At 50.3% G+C, this 19,184-nt stretch carries 12 protein-coding genes; 9 read left to right on the top strand and 3 right to left on the bottom strand.

The window, feature by feature from the left end; genetic code table 11:
* Window positions 1–8: 8 nt before the first annotated feature.
* Complete coding sequence (locus NNL21_RS25700) at window positions 9–887, bottom strand: helix-turn-helix domain-containing protein (protein WP_256555474.1); 879 nt, start codon at window positions 885–887, stop codon at window positions 9–11.
* Between the two features lie 122 nt (window positions 888–1,009).
* Between NNL21_RS25700 and NNL21_RS25695 the strand changes: the two genes are divergently transcribed.
* From NNL21_RS25695 to NNL21_RS25680, 4 genes are all read left to right on the top strand, one after another.
* Window positions 1,010–2,068 carry a Gfo/Idh/MocA family protein gene (locus tag NNL21_RS25695; protein WP_204821201.1) on the top strand — a complete coding sequence of 353 codons (1,059 nt, stop codon included), beginning with the start codon at window positions 1,010–1,012 and terminating at the stop codon, window positions 2,066–2,068.
* Window positions 2,069–2,123: 55 nt separating this feature from the next.
* Window positions 2,124–2,981: a sugar phosphate isomerase/epimerase family protein gene (locus NNL21_RS25690; RefSeq protein ID WP_204821200.1), complete on the top strand. Its 858-nt coding sequence runs from the start codon at window positions 2,124–2,126 to the stop codon at window positions 2,979–2,981.
* Window positions 2,982–3,025: 44 nt separating this feature from the next.
* Window positions 3,026–3,901, top strand: a complete 876-nt coding sequence (locus NNL21_RS25685) for a sugar phosphate isomerase/epimerase family protein (RefSeq protein WP_204821199.1) — start codon at window positions 3,026–3,028, stop codon at window positions 3,899–3,901.
* Window positions 3,902–4,083: 182 nt separating this feature from the next.
* On the top strand, window positions 4,084–5,145 hold the full coding sequence (locus NNL21_RS25680; RefSeq protein WP_204821198.1) for a DUF6786 family protein: 1,062 nt from the start codon (window positions 4,084–4,086) through the stop codon (window positions 5,143–5,145).
* A gap of 47 nt (window positions 5,146–5,192) precedes the next feature.
* On the opposite strand, the gene NNL21_RS25675 is transcribed toward NNL21_RS25680, so the two are convergent.
* A complete protein-coding gene (locus NNL21_RS25675; RefSeq protein ID WP_204821197.1) occupies window positions 5,193–5,948 on the bottom strand; it encodes a response regulator transcription factor in 756 nt (251 codons plus the stop codon).
* A gap of 119 nt (window positions 5,949–6,067) precedes the next feature.
* Here NNL21_RS25675 and NNL21_RS25670 point away from each other — a divergent pair, with 119 nt between their 5' ends.
* The 3 genes from NNL21_RS25670 to NNL21_RS25660 all read left to right on the top strand — a co-directional run bounded on the left by NNL21_RS25670 (window position 6,068) and on the right by NNL21_RS25660 (window position 10,828).
* The gene (locus tag NNL21_RS25670; RefSeq protein WP_204821196.1) at window positions 6,068–7,318 is read left to right on the top strand and encodes a sensor histidine kinase; all 1,251 of its coding nucleotides are present in this window, start codon (window positions 6,068–6,070) and stop codon (window positions 7,316–7,318) included.
* 122 nt (window positions 7,319–7,440) lie between these two features.
* A complete protein-coding gene (locus tag NNL21_RS25665; RefSeq protein ID WP_256555483.1) occupies window positions 7,441–8,139 on the top strand; it encodes a PIG-L deacetylase family protein in 699 nt (232 codons plus the stop codon).
* A gap of 28 nt (window positions 8,140–8,167) precedes the next feature.
* A complete protein-coding gene (locus NNL21_RS25660; protein ID WP_204821194.1) occupies window positions 8,168–10,828 on the top strand; it encodes a hypothetical protein in 2,661 nt (886 codons plus the stop codon).
* Window positions 10,829–10,978: 150 nt separating this feature from the next.
* On the opposite strand, the gene NNL21_RS25655 is transcribed toward NNL21_RS25660, so the two are convergent.
* On the bottom strand, window positions 10,979–11,875 hold the full coding sequence (locus tag NNL21_RS25655; RefSeq protein WP_204821193.1) for a helix-turn-helix domain-containing protein: 897 nt from the start codon (window positions 11,873–11,875) through the stop codon (window positions 10,979–10,981).
* Between the two features lie 116 nt (window positions 11,876–11,991).
* On the opposite strand from NNL21_RS25655, the gene NNL21_RS25650 reads away from it, so the two are divergent.
* Both NNL21_RS25650 and NNL21_RS25645 read left to right on the top strand, forming a co-directional pair.
* Complete coding sequence (locus tag NNL21_RS25650) at window positions 11,992–14,670, top strand: family 78 glycoside hydrolase catalytic domain (RefSeq protein ID WP_204821192.1); 2,679 nt, start codon at window positions 11,992–11,994, stop codon at window positions 14,668–14,670.
* A gap of 348 nt (window positions 14,671–15,018) precedes the next feature.
* Window positions 15,019–19,044, top strand: a complete 4,026-nt coding sequence (locus NNL21_RS25645; RefSeq protein WP_204821191.1) for a hypothetical protein — start codon at window positions 15,019–15,021, stop codon at window positions 19,042–19,044.
* The last annotated feature ends 140 nt before the right edge of the window (window positions 19,045–19,184 follow it).

The following is a 19,184-nucleotide window of genomic DNA, read 5'->3' as shown; positions in this document are numbered from 1 at the left end:
GTCCTCGACTACATTTCACCAGGATTTCTACGGATCTTGGAGGGCGAGACCTTCTTATAAGTTTTGAACAAGCGGCTAAAATAATAAATATCATTGAATCCCGTCGCTAATGCAATCTCCGAAATACTCATCGACGTATTGCGCAATAAGTACTCCGATTTGTTGATGCGCACGAAATTCACATATTCCGAAATCGTCTTGTTTGTGATTTCTTTGAACAACCGGCAGAAATAGAAGCGGCTCATGTTCACCTGCTTCGCAAGATCTTCGACCATGATTTTCGACTGATAGTTCTCTTCAATATACTCATAAATGGGATCGAACCGCTCGAGGTTTTTTCTTCTTAATTCATACTCGTTAGGTTTAAGCAGCCGGACGATATATTTGCGCAGCAGAATGGACAACAAGCGGTACAGATCGGACTTGACCGCCAGCTCATAGCCATATTCCCGTTTCTCATATTCCTCGATGAGCGAGCGGATGCAGGAATTGATCTCGGGATCATTGGTGATCTTATTCTGAAAGGAAATACGGTTCTGCGTAATCGGCGTAATATATTTCATCTCAACGGCGTCCACGGATCGACTATGCAATAGAGAAGGATCGGCAATGACCGCAAAATAAAACAAATTGTCGGATAAGTTGATGCCATGATGGAGATCGGTACTATTCAGGACGACCAGATCGCCGGCACTCACATAGAGCCGTTCCGAATTGCATTCAATCATCGCCTCGCCTTCAATAAAAAACAGAAACTCAATATGTTCGTGCCAATGATGGTTAAATAATAATGATCCATATTCATTCGCGTGGGTCCGATGCAGCTTGATCGGGAATAAAGGATCAGGCATATCCATCGGTTCGCGGTGCGACAACAATTTTTCCAATTCCATCACCTCATTAGAGCACAATAGTACAAAACAATGGCAATGCTATACATGGTTTTCTAACCTCTAGCTATTATAATACAGACATAAGATAAAAAAGTAGAGAGGAGCAATAAAAAGAGATGAGCATTCTAAAAATTGGCGTTATCGGCGCAGGCTCGATATCGCAATCCCACTTAAACGCCTATAAGGCTAATAAAGAAGTGGAAATATATGCAATCTGTGATTTGAATGAAGAAAGAGCGGCGGAGGCTGCCAAGAAATATGGGGCTACCAAAGTATATACGGACTATAACGAGCTTCTGGCCAATCCTGATATCGTTGCAGTAAGCGTTTGCACCTGGAACAATACGCATGCCAAGATCAGTAAGGCGGCTATTGAAGCAGGCAAGCATGTCTTGGTTGAAAAACCGCTCTGCCGTACCGTTGAAGAAGCAATGGATCTTCAACAAGCCGTACGTGCCTCAGATAAAATTCTTCAAGTCGGTTTCGTACGCCGTTACGATCCGAATGCCCAAATGCTGCGCAAATTTGTTGAAAACGGGGATGTCGGCGAAATTTACTACGCCAAAGCTTCCAGCATTCGCCGTTTAGGCAATCCGGGCGGCTGGTTCTCGGATATCGAGCGCTCCGGCGGCGGACCCTTGATCGATATCGGTGTGCATGTGATTGACCTCTGCTGGTATATGATGGGCAAACCAAAAGTGAAATCCGTCAGCGGGAATACATATCGCAAGCTTGGCAACCGCTCGAATATCCAGAACCTGTCGTTCTATCAAGCGGCGGATTATGATGCGGAGAAGAATACGGTCGAAGACATGACGAATGCGCTCATCCGTTTCGAGAACGGCGCATCGCTTCTCGTTGACGTTAGCTTTACGCTTCACGCGAAGAAGGACGAAGGCGCTGTGAAGCTGTATGGCACGAAAGGCGGCTTGGAGATCGATCCTGAGATTAGCATCGTGACCGAAAAGCACGATACAATCATTAATATTACGCCGCAAGTGAATTCGGTTGGGTTCGATTTCGGACGCGCCTTCCAAGCGGAGATTGACCATTTTGTTCAATGTGTGAAGTCGGGCAATGATCCGATTAGCCCTGTAGAAGACGGTCTCGAAATTATGAAGATCCTATGCGGTATTTATGAATCGGCTGAAAAAGGCGTAGAAGTTCATTTCTAATACCAGCATGACTTCGCATTAATGATGCGATTATTTGATAAAGGTGGGAAACAACATGAAACTTGGATTAAGCTCATACAGCTTGGCCCGTGCAATTCAAGCTAACGAAATGAGCATTACGGACGCCATCGTTTGGATCTCCAATCATGGGGGAGAACATATCGAGATCGTTCCGATCGGATTCGACCTGAACCAAAACCCAGGTCTGATCGATCAGATTCGTAAGCAAGCAGAGGAATCAGGCATCGCGATTTCTAACTATGCAATCGGAGCGAATCTCACAGCCGATGATGAATCCGCATACGAGAACGAAATACAGCGAGTTATGAAGGAAGTAGACGTCGCCAACGCTCTCGGCGTCAAGCTGATGAGACATGACGTTGCTTCTAGAAGCGATATTTCGATCAAGCAATTCCAGGCGGATCTGCCGAAGATGGCAGAAGCCTGTCAGCGTATTGCTGACTATGCAGCCCAATACGGGATCACAACCAGCGTGGAAAACCATGGCTATTACATACAGGCGAGCGACCGCGTTCAGGCTCTCATTCATGCGGTAAACCGGCCTAATTTCAAAACAACGCTCGATATCGGCAACTTCATGTGTGCTGACGAGGATTCGGTGGCCGCTACGAAGAACAATATTTCGTACGCATCCATGGTTCATATCAAAGATTTCTACCTTCGTCCATCTTACCTCAATCCAGGCAGCGGCTGGTTCCGTACAACAGCCGGCAACTATTTGCGCGGGGCGATTTCCGGACAGGGCGATATCGATATGCGTGAAGTGCTGCGGGTTATTAAGCATTCCGGGTATGACGGTTACTTGTCGATCGAATTCGAAGGCATGGAAGACTGCAGGACGGGTTCCGAGTATGGTTTGCAGAATATTAGACGTCTTTGGGACGAAGCATAGACGTAATTTGTCCTTTAGTTGATTACTACGAATGAGGTGACGAATTGGGAATTTCGAATAAAATCGGTGTAATCGTCGATAGCTTCAAGGTTGGTGTACGTGAAGGTCTGGTTAAGGCGAAGAACGTTGGAGCCGATGGCGTACAAATCTATGCGGTGAGCGGAGAGATGGATCCAGATAATCTTTCGACTGCGCAGCGCAAAGAATTGAAAGAGTACATCGCATCGCTAGGACTGGAAATCTCCGCATTAGTAGGCGACTTGTCCGGTCATGGCTTTCAAGACAAGAATGAAAATGCATGGAAGATCGAGAAATCCAAGCGCATTCTTGATTTGGCCGTTGAGCTTGGCACGAATGTGGTCACGACTCATATCGGTATCGTACCGGATGATACGAATGGTGAAATCTACGAAGCCATGCAGAAGGCATGCGACGAGCTGAGCTCTTACGCGACCAGCGTCAACGCATATTTTGCCATTGAGACCGGTCCTGAAACATCGGCTCACTTGAAGAGCTTCCTCGATACACTGAGTACGAATGGTTTATCGGTTAACTTCGATCCGGCGAATATGGTCATGGTAACTGGCGATGATCCGGTTCAAGGCGTGTACAACTTGAAGGATTATATCGTTCATACACATGCCAAGGATGGCATTCGTTTGGTTGAGGTCGATCCGCGAATTATCTACGGATCACTCGGCTTCGAGCCGCTTAGCCATGAGAAAATCGCAGAGATGGCCACTGGCGGAGAATTCTTCCGCGAAGTTCCGCTTGGTGAAGGTAAAGTGGATTGGCCAGCGTATATCCAAGCGCTGCAGGATATCGGCTACAAAGGCTACCTCACGATCGAGCGCGAAGTGGGGACTAATCCAGAGGCCGATATCGCTAACGCTGTTCAATTCTTGAAACAATTCAAGTAATCATAACAACGAACCGTTGCACAAAGAATCCCCCGCAGATCAATGACCTGCGGGGGATTCTTTGTTGATTTCTCATCCCTGCAGGTATGAGAAAGTTTGAATGTTCATGAAATCGGTTTCTTTTCTCGGATGTCAAGCCCTGGGGGGCGTTGTATAATCGGGACATACAAGGGGGAGAACGGATGGGCCGTAATGAATTATGTTCTATATTTGATCGATTAGGGTGGAAGTATATAGAGCTCTACAACGAAGACGGTGGGTCTATTCTAATCCTTGAACGAGGCTGCCGCGTAATCGGCGTTTATCCCGATTCGAATGCCGAGAACGCGGTGTGGGTCAGGCCAGAGCTTGCAGAGCTGGCGAATTCCGCGGCTGTCACGGGTATGAAGGAGAGCTGGAATATCGGTGGAGACCGAACCTTCATCAGTCCGGAAGTGGAGTATTTCTATAATCCTTCAACAGCAGCATACCTTATTCCCGCAGCCTTGGATCCAGGATCATACGAAACCGGCAATAGGGTTCACGGCTCGCTCACAGCTAACCAAACCGTCAACCTCCAAGCGTACCGGTCCGATTGCGAAATCGGATTTGATATGTCAAAGCGAATACGACTGGTCCCCGATCCATTGAAGCTCAATGAGGCGGAGTATGGCCTTGAATATTCATTTGTCGGTTATGAGGTAGAGGCGGAAATTGTTAGACATGATCATCTGTTTCTGGGGGATGAAACCAAACAACTCCCTCCCTTGTCCCTATGGAATCTGATCCAGGTACCTGCAGCCGGTGAGGCCATCTTGCCAACGAATGGACCGGCAAAGACCGTATCCTTCTTGGCTGGATATACGCCATGCGGTTTACAAGAAGAGCCAGATCATATTAGATTCCAAATCGATGCGCGAGTTAAAAGCAAGATATCCATTCGAGCAGGGGAGACGACAGGTAAAATCGGATACATCCGCACGACGGCTGACGGCAGAAGCTTATTGCTCATACGCAGCTTCCGTGTTGATCCTACAAAGCTGTATGGAGATGTACCGCTGGATCGGCAGGATGACTTTGGACACTGCGTACAATGCTACAATGACGATGGGGCTTTTGGCTATTTTGGCGAAATCGAGTACCATACCCCATTGATGGAATCAACGGATCGAGTGCTCACAGATGTAAGTCAGGTGTGGTGTTATGTAGGGGACAGGGAACAAATCGGGAAGGTTGCTGACGTGCTGCTTCAGGCACGGATATAGCGCCTTCCCGTTTCTTCATGTATCGCGGGACTTCATTGGCCTCATGTTTAACTATTGCGAGGGATCTTCGAAAATTGATTGCGGTATTGTGAGGGTGTAACACCTTGTGCTTGCTTGAACAATTGGCCGAAATAGCTGGAATCGGGAATACCGACGCGCTCGGCTATAATTGCAATGCTAAGTTCAGGATCAGCCAGCAGTTTAAGCGCCAGCTTCATACGGAATTGAGTCAAGTAACCCATGATGGTCATATTAAAGGCTTCCTTGAAGGTACGGCTTAAATATTGTTGGCTGACCTTCATCCGCTGCTCCAGCCAAGATAATGTGATTGGCTCGATATAGTGAGCATGCAGCAGCTCGACGATATCCCGGGCAAGCTGTGCGCGGTTCAAGCTGATTCCAGTGGTCGGGGCTTCGTCCTCGTTCTTGCTTTTTCGGGTGATGGTTTCTTTGATGATTCGTTCGATTTCGGGAGGATCAACCGGCTTGACCATCAAATAATCCACATGAATGTCGATTGCCCGCTTGGCATAGTGGAATTCGTCATAAGCTGTGACGATGCAGATCACCGTGTCAGGCTGGTTCTGTTTAATGATCGCGGCGACATCTAATCCGTTCATACCCGGCATACGGATATCCATGAAGATCAGATCCGGTAAATAGCGGGCTGCCCGTTCCAGCGTTTCTGTTCCTGAGCGGGCTCCGTCCACGATGACGGCAGGCAATCCGCTGTCGTTCACAATTTTGTTCAATACCTTCAATTCGATGGGCTCGTCGTCGGCAATCAGGATACTCAGCAGCATACGAAACTCCTTTCCAAACGTGAGAGAACTGATTAAACTAACTATAAACCATACGGCAAGCTTGATGCACTCTTAACTTCCGCAAGAAAAGTACGAAAATATGAAACGAGGCGAATCGCATGGAAGAGGATTGGATTCGGGAATGGACGGAAGAACAGTTCGTATTCAACCAAGCAGATGATGAAGTTAGCGATATCCGGGCTTATTTCGATCTGGGACTGTTCACCAAGCTGCAGAAGACGTTCATGACGGCGACAGGCATGAATGGCAATATTCTTGATCCGAAGGGTGTCGCGATTACGGATAAATTCGATGACCGATCTCCCGCATTCTGCCGGCTTGTTCAATCCGTCCCTGAAGGAGAGCAGCGCTGTCTGCGATCCGATGAGCGTGTAACCTCTTTCTCCATAACGAAGAAAACGTCCGTTGTTTGCAAGTGTCATGCAGGTCTATATGACAGTGCAGTCCCCATTCACTTCCGCAAGCACGGAATGGGTGCGTTCATTACCGGACAGGTATTACTAGAGCATCCAACAGAGGTAAGAATTGCGGAAATTCTGAAACGTGTTGAGAGTCTCGGCCTGAATCAGGATTCGCTGGTAGATGCCATCCGGCAGGTGCCCGTCATAACGGAAGAAAAGCTGAAGGCTACGACTGAGTTTATGAGTCTGCTCGTTGAATATATTGTCAAGAGCTTGGAGGAGGGGGAATCCAAGCGGAAGGAAGCGGAGTGGCGATCACTGCTGCGCGAAACCGAGATGAAGGTTATACAAGCGAAGCTTCATCCGCATTTTTTGTTTAATATTCTGAATCTGATCTCAGGTCAAGCGCTGCTTGAGAATGCGACGCAGACCTATGCTACGGTCAATCACTTATCGCGCATGCTGCGTTATATCGTCAAGTCCTACCGTCCCTTGGTTACGATCGATGAAGAACTGACACAGCTGGATTCCTATATCCAGCTGCAGCTGCTGCGATTCGAAGACAGACTGAGCTTCAGAGTCGATGTTCACGACGAGCGGATGAAGTCAGCCCTACTGCCAAGTCTTACGCTGCAAATTCTAATCGAGAATGCGATCAAACACGGCGTCGAGCCCAAAGAAGGACCATGTGAGCTATGCTTGCGTGTCTATATAAGCGAAGACAGAGGGATAATCGAGATCAAGGATGCAGGCGTCGGAATGGATGAACAGACTGTGCTGGAGCTGAACGAAGGCGGGGGAGAGCATGCGAAGCGTAACTCGGGAATTGCTATGATTCGCAAGCGTCTCGATTATTACTATGAAGGCAATTATGAGCTGCGGTTTCGCTCCGAGCCGGGATTTGGAACCACGGTCATGATCACGTTCCCAATTACAGAAAACGGCTGATACGGTTGTGAAAAATACGTTCGTATTTTACGGAAAGCGGTTTCTTTTCTCGGGTGTGCGGCGATCCTCCTGGTGCTATAATCGAACCAGAATAGAGCAAAGGGGTTATGGCCTTGAGAGTGATGGCTTGCTGTGCACATCCAGATGATGCGGAAATATTGATGGGAGGAACCCTGGCAAAATACGCTGAGCGCGGTGACGACGTATTTATAGTCGTAACGACCAATGGTGAGGTCGGGCATCCGACGCTGCCTAAGCATGAGATTGCTGCCATACGCAAGGAAGAGGCGCAGCGCGCGGCGGAATTAATTGGCGCCGAGCTAATCTGGCTCGGATTTCCTGACGAATTTCTGTTCGACCGGGAGGAGACAAGGCTATCGTTCATTAATGCGATTCGCAAGTGCCGTCCGGATGTCATCTTGACGCATTGGCCTGGAGATCTCTACAACCCGGACCATACATTGACCGGTCAAATCGTGAACGATGTCGCAATTATGACTACCGTCCCTAACATTGTTACTGACGAGCCGCCATGCGAAAAAATTCCAGTTGTCTATTTTGCCGATAGTGTGGCGGGAGTAGGCTTTCTGCCCGAGGAATATGTTGACATTACCAGCACGATCGGAGTAAAACGCCGTATGTTAGCTGAACACAAGAGTCAAGTGTCCGATTGGTTATCCGACCAATATGGTGTCACGATGGACGAGATGATGACCGTCAGCTCTCAGTACCGGGGGTTCCAGGCAGGTGTACGTTATGCTGAGGGATTCATACGGGCCAAGGCTTGGCCGCGAGGTGTAGCGGGTACGCTTTTGCCATAATAAATGAGGGGAAGGGGCAGTTCAAGACATGATTCGATCCGTTAATGTATTGTGGAATAAAGGTCCAGCAGGAGGACATATCGCAGTTTCGTCCGGTCAGATTACGCGAATAGAACCAGCTGCCGGCAGCAATCGGAATGATTCCAACGGGGTGTCCTTCACTGCCGCGGAAATTGGAGAAGGCCATGATAAGGGGTACAAGCTCTACGTCAGCTTCGATACGATCGAAGTCACGAGCGGCGCTCCCATTCTTGTTACGGTAGATTCGTCCGTAAATCCCTTTACGTTCCGGCTGCATGACGTGGATGCACGGTACCCGATCTACATTCGGGAATACGGTGTCATCGTCACCGAGGGGGATGATCATCGATCCTACAATCAAATAGAAGCAGAGATTGCAGCCAAAGGGTTGTTTACCGGCTTAGAGACGATTGAATCCGAGCCGGAAGAAAACTACGAATCCGCGGCCGCTCATACGAAGAATCTGGCCTGTCAGACATGGCTCGGCTTATCGCGCGATGTAAGGATGTTTGCCGTTGGGCTGCGTGGCGTTGGCGGCGAAGATCTCCTGTGGGATTGGATTCAGCCCAGAAGATTTGCTCATGAGCAAGGGATTCCCGAGAATGACGATCGTTCTGTTCGTTACCGGTTCCTGCTTGGAAAAGGCATCGGATGTACGGAGCCCGTTACACGCCGGCTGGAGGAAGGCGTACTGCCGATTCTCCGCGGCCGTATTGAGGAAGATGACGTCGTCTACGATACAACTTCGTTTGCCTCATATGAACACAGTCCGTTGAATGAGCAGACGCTGCGAGGTACGAATTACCTTGTTGCCGACGGCTATGGCGCCGGTCATATGCTTACAGAGGATCAGACGAAGCGTCGTGAAGAGCTGTTGGCTCGTCAAGCAGAGCTCGACAAAAATGAAGAAACCGTCTTGTATCTGCGAGCGAAGGCGACCAATAACGGCCAGGTTCCGCGTTATGCCTGGTTTAAGAATGTCGTCCCGAATGCATTCGTGTTGAATAATGATCAGAATTATAAATTTGATGGCTCAACCGGATTCGTCAATTATTCCGAGAACCGAGTGTGCAGCGTTACCCTAATGAACGGAAGAGCGCTTGAACGTGAAGAAACGGCGATACTGTTGATGCCCGGTGAATCCGTCGAATTCGATATCTACCTGCCGCATAGTCCAATTTCCGCAGAACGAGCCGCTCGATTAAGTGAGCAATCCTTCGATGCAAGATTGGAGGAATGCCGTCAATTCTGGAGAGAGAAGCTGTCGCAAGCCGCTAAGTTCCGTCTTCCGGAGCGGCGGATCGAGCAAATGATTCAAGCAGGGCTGCTTCATCTCGATGTCGTCGCATTCGGAGAAGAGCCAGGTGGTACGGTCCTTCCCGCTATCGGCGTGTATACGGCTATTGGATCGGAGAGCTCGCCGATCGTGCAGTTCATGGATTCGATGGGCTGGAATCACTTAGCCGAGCGATCGTTGCAATTCTTCCTGGACAAACAGCATGAGGATGGTTTTATTCAGAATTTTGGCGGGTACATGCTGGAGACGGGTGCTGCACTATGGAGCATTGGGGAGCATTACCGGTACACGCGGGATGAAGAGTGGGTCGCCCGGGTGAAGCCTAATCTTCTCAAGGCAAGAGATTATATTAAGGCGTGGCGGGAGCGGAATCAAACGGAGGCGCTTCGCGGCAAAGGGTACGGAATGCTCGAAGGCAAGACGGCCGATCCGGAAGATCCATACCACTCCTTCATGCTGAATGGATATGCCTACATTGGACTGGCTCGTTTAGCAGAGCTCCTGCTCGCGACCGATCCGGAAACCTCGCAAGCGATACGAATGGAGGCTGAAGCCCTCAAGGCAGATATCCGTGATGCCTTCGATCGCTCGGTTGCGCTCTCGCCTGTCGTGCCGATCGGGAATGGCAGCTGGGTACCGACGGCTCCGCCTTGGGTAGAAGACCGGGGACCGTTGTCGCTTCATACCAAGACGGGAAAATGGCTGACCCATGGTGCTGCCGTTGCTAGAGATTCGCTGCTAGGACCGCTGTATCTGGTTCTGCAGGAGGTAGTAGGTGCGGATGAGACAGCCGCGTCATGGATGCTTAATTATCATTCAGAGCTTATGTGCGCAAGAAACGTTGCTCTGAGCCAGCCGTATTACAGCATTCATCCTTATGTACATCTGAAGAGGGGCGAAGTCAAACCGTTCCTGAAAGCCTATTACAACGGCTTCGCTGGACTCGCCGACCGTGAGACCTATACATTCTGGGAGCATTATTGGCATGCAAGTCCGCACAAGACCCATGAAGAGGGTTGGTTTCTGATGCAAACCCGTTGGATGCTGTACATGGAAGAAGGCAGAACGCTGAACCTTCTACCTGGTATTCCAAGGGAATGGATGAAGGATGGTTCGGTCGTCGAATGGGAGAATGCGCGTACGTACTTCGGAGCGACCAGTCTTCAAGTTGTCTCTAATCTGTCCGAAGGAACAATCAAGGCGTCGTTTCAATGTGAAACAGACCGCAAACCGGATTCGATTCTACTGCGTCTGCCGCATCCGGAAGGTGCTGTTCCAAGCCGTGTAACCGGCGGCGTCTACGTTCCTGAGAAAGAAGCTGTACTCGTGGAAGCCTTCGAGGGTACGATCGAAGTGACCTTGCATTATTAATATCATTAAATATTAAATGCTGACATCTTACACGGTACGACATGCGATCTCAATTCGCAGCGTGTAGGTCAGTCTAATTGAAAACAAGCAGGCGACCTGAATGAAAGAGGTCAACTGCTTGTTTTTGTCTAGTTTTGTGGGGCTATTTCGCTAAGTGGGTGAATTGTAATCGAAGGACAGCCCCAGAGCTGCCGATTGTGCCCGCTTCCGATATCGGTTTGGAGACATTCCTGTCTTTTTTTTAAATAACGCATGGAAGAACTTAATATCCCGATAACCGACCCTGCCTGAAATATCACCAATGCTCAAACTCGTCTGAAGCAGCAGGTCACAGCTCTTCTCTATGCGCAAGTTTTGTATAAACTCCGTGAATGACTGGCCCGTTGCCGTCTTGAATAGCCGCTGGAGGTGGCTGACGCTGATTGGTATTAATGCTGCAAGCTCCTTTAACACCAGTGGCTGGGCATAATGAGCGTGGATATAATCGAATATGATGCCGATTTCGGAATAAGCACCCGATGCCGCTCCCTCCTGCTGATAAAGACGGTAAAGAGTTAGAAGCAGCTGTGTCAAATGGGCACACATGAACGACTCATACCCAGGCTGGCGCATCATATATTCCATATGAAGTCCTTCCATGATCCGTCTGACCTCGCCCCCGGTGTCCGTAAGACGCCGATAGGGCTGCCCTTCAGCAGTCAGCAGCGTATCCATGTCCTCTGGTAAAGGATACGCTCTCTGCAATCTTGTGAGCATATCAGGTCCTATCAGGCAATTGTATACAATGAGCTCATCCTTCGGTTCCTGTGATACCGGCCGGTAGACATGCTGCGTGCCGACGGGAATGACGAAGAGATCTTTCTGCTCGACCGACAGCCGTTCATCCCCAATGTAATGATGGCCCTTGCCTTCAGCGACGTAATTAATTTCAATGAAGTCGTGGACATGAATCGGCAGCGAGAATCGCTCGCGCTCCCTCGTCACGCTAAGCTGCATATTCGTGCGCCAAAAAATATGGCCTTCGAGTCGATATGGCGATGTGTTCATGATGGTTTCCGTCCTTCAGAAGGATGTAATACACCTATAAATATAACATAAGCCCCCCTTTATACGACAAGTTTGCCGTATTATGCTGTAAGAAAGATGAACACGGGAGGATGGCTATGCTAACGATTACAAGACTGCAAGTGAACGGATTAATCGAACCACAAGGGTTGGACGAGCAGTGTCCGCGTTTCTCATGGCAATTGAAGAGCGAGAAGCGAGGGGAGATGCTTGCAGCTTCGCAAGTATGGGTCGCAATGTCGAAGGCCGATCTGGAGGCCGGGAATGCAATCATATGGGAAAGCGGTAAGAAAACAGGCAGCGAGCTTCATGTCGATTATGCGGGTCGAACTCTCGCAGGCTGCACCCGTTATTGGTGGAAAGCGGGGGTGTGGGATGCGGAGGGGGATTATTCCGAATCGGAACCTAGCTTCTGGGATACAGGCCTGTTCGCCGGTGATTGGCAGGCAGATTGGATTTGGCGTTCGCGCCGCGTGCAGACGAATGATTTTGCCTACTTCCGCAAGGAATTCAAACTGACCAAAGCGATCGCGTGGGCGAAAGTGTTCGTATCTGCGCATAATTTCGTTCAATTTCACGTGAATGGTGATCGTATAGGTGGCTTTGGTTCGCCTGCTCCGACAGAGATACGCAAACGGAAGTATTATTTGGCCTATGATGTGACCGCTTCTCTGCAGTCAGGGGAGAACTGCATAGCAGCAGCGGCACACTACCTTGGGGGCGATGGTCAGAATTATGTGAACGGTCTTCCCGGATTTCGGCTGCAGCTCCACGTCACATTCACGGATGGATCGAAGAAGCTGTTCAAGTCGGATGCAACCTGGCAAACCCTGCGGGATATTCCCCATCGGACAGGTACCGCGTACCAGCAGAACCGGCGCATGTCGGCCATTGAAGATTATGATGCCCGCAAGCTTGATCCGGCGTGGCTGCTTCCCGGGTTCGACCCCGGTCAATGCAGACGAGCGGCACTCGCAAAAATCGCCAAAGCGGAATGGCCCATGAAGTGGCAGCAGATTCCGGAGGGAGCACTTGAGGAGGAAATCGTTCCTCAGCGGGTATCTACCACGCTACCGCTTAAGGAAGACGATCTTCCCGTTCATGTATTCGATACAGGCAAGATCATATCCGGCTGGCCAAGCTTTTCTTTGAAAGGGCTGCCAGGAGTTACGCTGCAGATGCGTTATTCTGAAGACTTGAATGATCAGGGACGGGTCAAGCATAACGTATGTAACGAGAACTCAGACAATTATTACGATCAATATACGATGAAGGGCGATGAAGTGGAAAGCTGGAAACCAGATTTCTCCTTTAAAGCCTTCCGGTATGTCGAGGTGACCGGATATCCGGGGCCAATCGAGCCCGGAACGAATATCGTCATTCATTCGGCACATACCGATATGGCTCAGGGGGGCCGCTTCACCAGCTCCGATGCTTTTCTGAACACCATGTACGAGGCTTCGATCCAAACGCAGAAGAATAATACGCTTGGACAGACCGTCGATTGCCCGCATCGGGAGCAAGCTCAATATTTGGCCGATACCGATCTTCAGGCGGAAACGCTGCTGTATAACTTCGATGCGCTTCAGGTGCTGGAGAAGACGTTAAGCGATTTTGCGGATGGCCAGCTGGATGACGGCACATTCCCATTCGTATTTCCGTCCAATTACGAGCATCCGGATTTCTTTATCCAAATTCCGGAGTGGGATCTCCATTTTGCGACCATGCTATGGAAGCTTTATAACCAATCTGGCGACGTTCGGCTGCTGGAAAAGTATTATGAGCCGCTATGTAGAATGATCGATTACTTCATGGGGACGGCTGATCCGAATACGGGCTTGATTCCCGTTGGCAAAGGCTGGCACATAAGCGACTGGCCGTATCCGACCGTGGACCATGCCGGAGATTTCTTGACGGTGCAACAGATTAAAGCATGGCAGGCGCTTCGAATCGCAGCAGATTCAGCCCATCTGACAGGGCGGATAGAGGAGGGCGCCGCATACGCGGCTCAGGCGGATAAGCTGCAAAGCAGCATTCTGCAGCATCTCTATGATCCGGATCTGAAGCGTCTGCGTGATAGCTCCGAATCGGAAGCGACACATCAAGGTGTCGGAGCACTTGCGCTTCTTGCGGGGATCATCCCGAGCACGGATCGGGATTCGGCGCTGGCTTATGTTGCGGAGAAAACATGGGAGTCCAAGACCGTGCTTTCGCTGCCGCTGCTTCGCTTATTGTTCGAGAGCGGGCGTCCTGAGATTGCATACGGCTTGATACGGCGTGAGGAATATCCGGGCTGGGGATATATGATCGCCCAAGGCGCCAAGACGATGTGGGAAGGATGGGACGATATCGAATCCCACTGCCACGCATGGAATGGTTACCCGGCCAGAATGCTTCAAGAGTATGTCGTTGGGATTCAAGGGACTTCTCCCGGATTCGCTAAGGTTCGGATTCGTCCCTATATGCCGGCAAGCCTCAGCTTCGCCGAAGCGACTGTACCGACTGTCAGAGGGGAAGTCATCACGAGATGGGTCAGACATGATAGAACGACCATTCAAGCCCAGCTGCATATCCCAACTTCGATGTCCGGTCAATTCATTCTGGATCTGCCGGAGGGAATGGTGCCGGTCTCAGTGATGGAGGGAACGTCCGTTATGTGGGAGAAGGGCAGCTCGATCAGCAAGGTGGAAGGTATTGTGGATTGCAAACAAGCAGAACAAGCCATCATCATTGATCTTCAATCGGGAGTCTATGATTTTACCTTCAACCTATCCTAGTAAGCAGCGAATTGCTGTATCAAAGTAATCTTAGCTTCAAGCCTTGTTCCGATAACCGATCGGGACAAGGCTTTTTCTGGTCTTAAACCAGCACATACTAATGGGGAAATTAATATTAAATTCCATGTATATACATTTTTAATTCAGATCAGTATACTTACCTTAAAACACGTATGAGAACGTTGCTGATGAATGGGTTCCGATAGGTTAGGGAGGCTGAAGAAACGAGTCGGAGTAAATAATCCTTGGATTGAAGGGAGGTGAGTTTGTATTCGATTAGGATGGTGATTGGTGAACGGTTTACAGGAGGACTTGCAGTCGATAACATTATTCGGAGGTGTTTTGTAAGTGCTTACAAGCCGCGCAAGACGATCGAAGTTATTCCATGTTTTCCTTACAGTTGCTTTGCTTATTACAGTATTCCCATTCACATCTCCAACTGCTAACGCAGTGGACTCCGTACAGCTCGCATATGAGTTTAATACGGACGGAGATAACGAAGGTTGGGCTGCATCCGGCAATGGGATCGGTTCATCCTCTGTATCCGGCGGATCTCTTCATATCACAACGGATGGCTTTGATCCGTATTGGTTCGGACCTACTCCGCTCAATTTGCCGGCAGATTCCGGACATGTGATGGTTATTCGGGCAAAATCCAACAACGGCGGCAGTATGGCTGTGTTCTTCGACACCGACATATCACCGGGTCTATCTGCTGATAAGAATATGGCGTTTGGCATTATACCTGATGGGGAATATCACGAGTACCGCATAAGGGTCGGGGCGCATTCCCTATGGAGCGGGGTCGTGCAGTCATTCCGGTTGGACCTTGAGCCGCCGAGCAGCTTTCCGGCTGAGGTAAGCATCGATTATATACGTTTCGTTCAGGAGTCTACATACGGATTCGAGTTCAATAACTCGGATAACGGATGGTCTGCTGTCAGTGATTTGACGGCACTGACGCCTGGAGCGAATACGGTGTCCACCACGGTCACGGGAAATCAACCCTCATTGATTTCTCCGGCATTAAACACACCGGCAGGCGATATTGGCAGCGTGAAGCTGAGAATGAAAGCATCGGCTGGGGAGAGCGTTGCTGTATATTTCGCCAATATTTCATCTTCTCCGCAATTCTCCGAGGATCGCAAGCTGGTGATGCCGATTACAGCCGATGGGCAGTTCCATGATTACTCCATCGACTTATGGACTCATCCGCTATGGTCCGGTACCATTGGGGAAATCCGCCTTGACCTGCAAGGCAGCGCATTGACAGGAGCAGATTGGGAGATCGATTATGTCCGCTTCCCATCGGGCGTATCGACCCGATTCGATTGGAATGTAGATGGCTTTACGCAAGGCTGGGAAGCCGCACATTCGTTATCGCCGCTTACAGCAGCAGGCGGGAAGCTGTCCACGACCGTCACAGGCAATGATCCGTACATGGCCGCACATGGCATAGACGGGATTATCGGCGAGCGCGACGGTACGATGGTCATCGGACTTAGCGCAACCGCCGGTAACTCAGTCATGCTGTTCTACGGTACGGGTACCCAGCCTGGGTTCTCGGAAGATCGGAAAATCAGTTTTCCCATCATAGCCGATGGACAAATGCATGAATACAGGGTTCCATTAGCGGAGATGCCATTGTGGGCAGGGCGTGTTCAATCGCTACGTCTTGACCTCGAAGGCAATGCAGTGAATGCGAATTGGGAGATCGATTATTTGTACTTTGAGGAGAGCCCTGCCGCTGTTCAGTTTGAGATGAAACGGTCTCAACCATCCGTAGAAGTCGGTGAAGAGGCGGTCGTCACGGCTGAAGTGTTTAACTCGGGCGGCAAGATCTTGCCCAACGCGAAGGTGGAAATCGAGCTTCCGGCTGGCCTAGAGCTAATTGAAGGCGATGCGGAGGTTTCGCTTGGAGATATGGCTCTGCGCCAGAGGGTACCGGTTACGTGGAAAGTGCGGGGCGCGGCGCCAGGAGGATACGCAGTGAATGTTAAACTGTCCGCAGCCGGCCTCACGGGCAGCAAATCGCTGCCTCTGCCTGTTCTTGCAGCGGCGCCATCGGTTGATCCGCAGCATTCCACAACTGCTCGCGCAAGCGTTGATCAAGCAACGGGACACGCGGTGCTGGAGAACGGCAACGTACGTATCGTATTCCCGCGTGATTCATTCGGCTTTGGTCAATATTTGGTCTATGCTTGGGCGGATGGACAGTGGAATTTGATGGCATCCGCACAGCCATTTGCTTATGCAACGATCCAGCAGCAGAATGGTGGCATCGAATCTGTCGGTTTCTATCCGACTCATGCTTCAGTAAGCCATGCATCCGATCAAGCTGCATTGACGATGAACGGCACGTCGACCGACAGCTCCGGACGCGTGTGGACCCATGCCTTTACGTTCAAGCTTGGTACGAACGATCAAGGGGTGAACGTTGAACAGCAGGTAAGTGCCGATACGGATGCCGATCTGCTTAATATGTCCGGTCCCGTACTCACGGTTGGTCAGGGGAGCTTCGGCAGCACCAAGGATGAAGCGCTGTTCCCAGGGCTTGAATGGCTGGTCGATGACGAATCCTCATCGAGTGATCTCGACTCGAACCTACCGTATTCTAACCGTCTCGTACCGCATCCTTACAAAATAACAATGCCGCTCATGGCTGTCCGCAGCGGTGAGAAGGTCGTTAGTTTAATGTGGGATCCGAATCAGAAGTGGGATGGGGAGCACTCACTGCCTGCCGCGAAGTTCGCTTCTCCAAATTTTGTGGAGAATCAGAATAACCACGTGCTTGGGTTGTCGGCCCTGTCGGTGCCAACCTTCGTGAAAGAGAATTCAGAATTGGCCGTCGATCCCTATGCGCTTGAGGCCAATAAACCGCTGACGCTTCAAGCCGTTATTGCGGCAGCTGAAGGCGACAGCGTGCTCGAAGCAGTCGATTTGTACCTGGATTCCTATGGCTGGCCGGAAGAAGCGCCCGGACATAGTTTTGAGAAAGAAGTCGATCTTGGCTTGGAAGCCTATCTGAACACATTCTGGGTCGATTCGGCAAAAGGATGGCGACATGTCGACGGCCCGAATTGGGGACCGTCCAAATTCCCTTCTAATAATGTGCTGCTGCGTCAGCTGGGCATGTACGATGCAGCGAAGCGGCCTGATGCGGAGGCCCGCATTCAAGAAGTGCTGAATGATATGCCCAGCAAAGCAGCTCTCGGTAACCCGGATGGTCATATCCCGATCTGGCAGTCGCCATTCTATCTGGGTTACATGAAGGAGTCGCTGCAAGGGTTGAAAGGGACGATACAGTCGCTCATTAATTCACAGGATGCTTCCGGAGCCTGGTTGTTCTACAATAACCCGAACAATGCCGGAAGACCGTTAGGTGTTGATGGCGAACAGCAGCTTGGTTTCACGGCGCAGCATACGCAAACCTTACTTCGTTACGCTAATATGACAGGCGATGAAGACGCAGCCGCCGCCGGCATGAAGGGCATCGCGGCTATGCAAACGATGGGGGATGTGCCGCGTGCTGCACAGACGTGGGAAGTTCCCGTGCACACACCGGACATTCTCGCTTCCGGCAGGGCCGTTGGCGCCTATCTGGAAGCGTTCAAATGGACGAATGACGATCAATATGTAGATGATGCAGTCAAATGGGCCCGTACAGGCTTCCCATTCATCTATGCGTGGAATATCCCCGGCTTTTCATTCTCGCCGTACGCGACTATTCCTGTCTTTGGTTCAACCGCTTATGTGATGCCTTGGTTCGGGGTACCGGTACAGTGGAATGGACTCGTCTACTCCTATTCACTCTTAGAGCTGTCCCGCTATGATGATTCACTGCCTTGGAGCGAGATCGCCTCCGGAATATTATCCAGTGCCGAGGAGATGCAGGAGGCAGATGCCGGCGAACCGCATCTGGGCGGATATCCGGACTTCTGGAAGCTGCTCACAGATGAACGCTCCGATGATGTGATGATTAACCCGGAGGCGCTGCTCAAGAATGTGTTCTTGGAGCGTGCGCTTGAAGGTCAAGGACCCGAGCCTGATTTCACGACAACGCTAACGGCGCCTTGCGCCAATGGACAGTGCGAGCCTGCCCGCATCTCCACGCTGGCGAATATCAGCAATGTCGGACCGTCTTCTACGAATCATCTAGTGAAATTCGATTTAACGTACCCGGCTGGAGAGACGACATATGTATTGATTACGCAGCGCGACAAACCCCGTATAGTTACGATCAATGGGGTGGAGCAAAGCGAAGCGGCCGATTTGAATACCGTAATCTCTGGATGGTCGTATGATACAGGAACGGGATATTTAACACTGAAAGTCAAGCATTCAGCCAAAGATGACGTCAAGCTTCATTACTAATCGGAGTTTATTTGCCTTCATATCGTTATAAGTCTAGAGTCACGTAGCATCTTATGCTATGTGGCTCTTTGCTATCGCTTACGACAGGATTGGCTGCGGGGAGAGACCGGGGGAACCGCTATAATGAAAACGACCATATA

Origin of the sequence: Paenibacillus mendelii, assembly GCF_024498075.1 — a bacterium.
GTDB classification, from domain to species: domain Bacteria; phylum Bacillota; class Bacilli; order Paenibacillales; family Paenibacillaceae; genus Paenibacillus_Z; species Paenibacillus_Z mendelii.
Note: the sequence above shows the minus strand (reverse complement) of the source record. Positions and strands in the feature narration are given on the sequence as shown.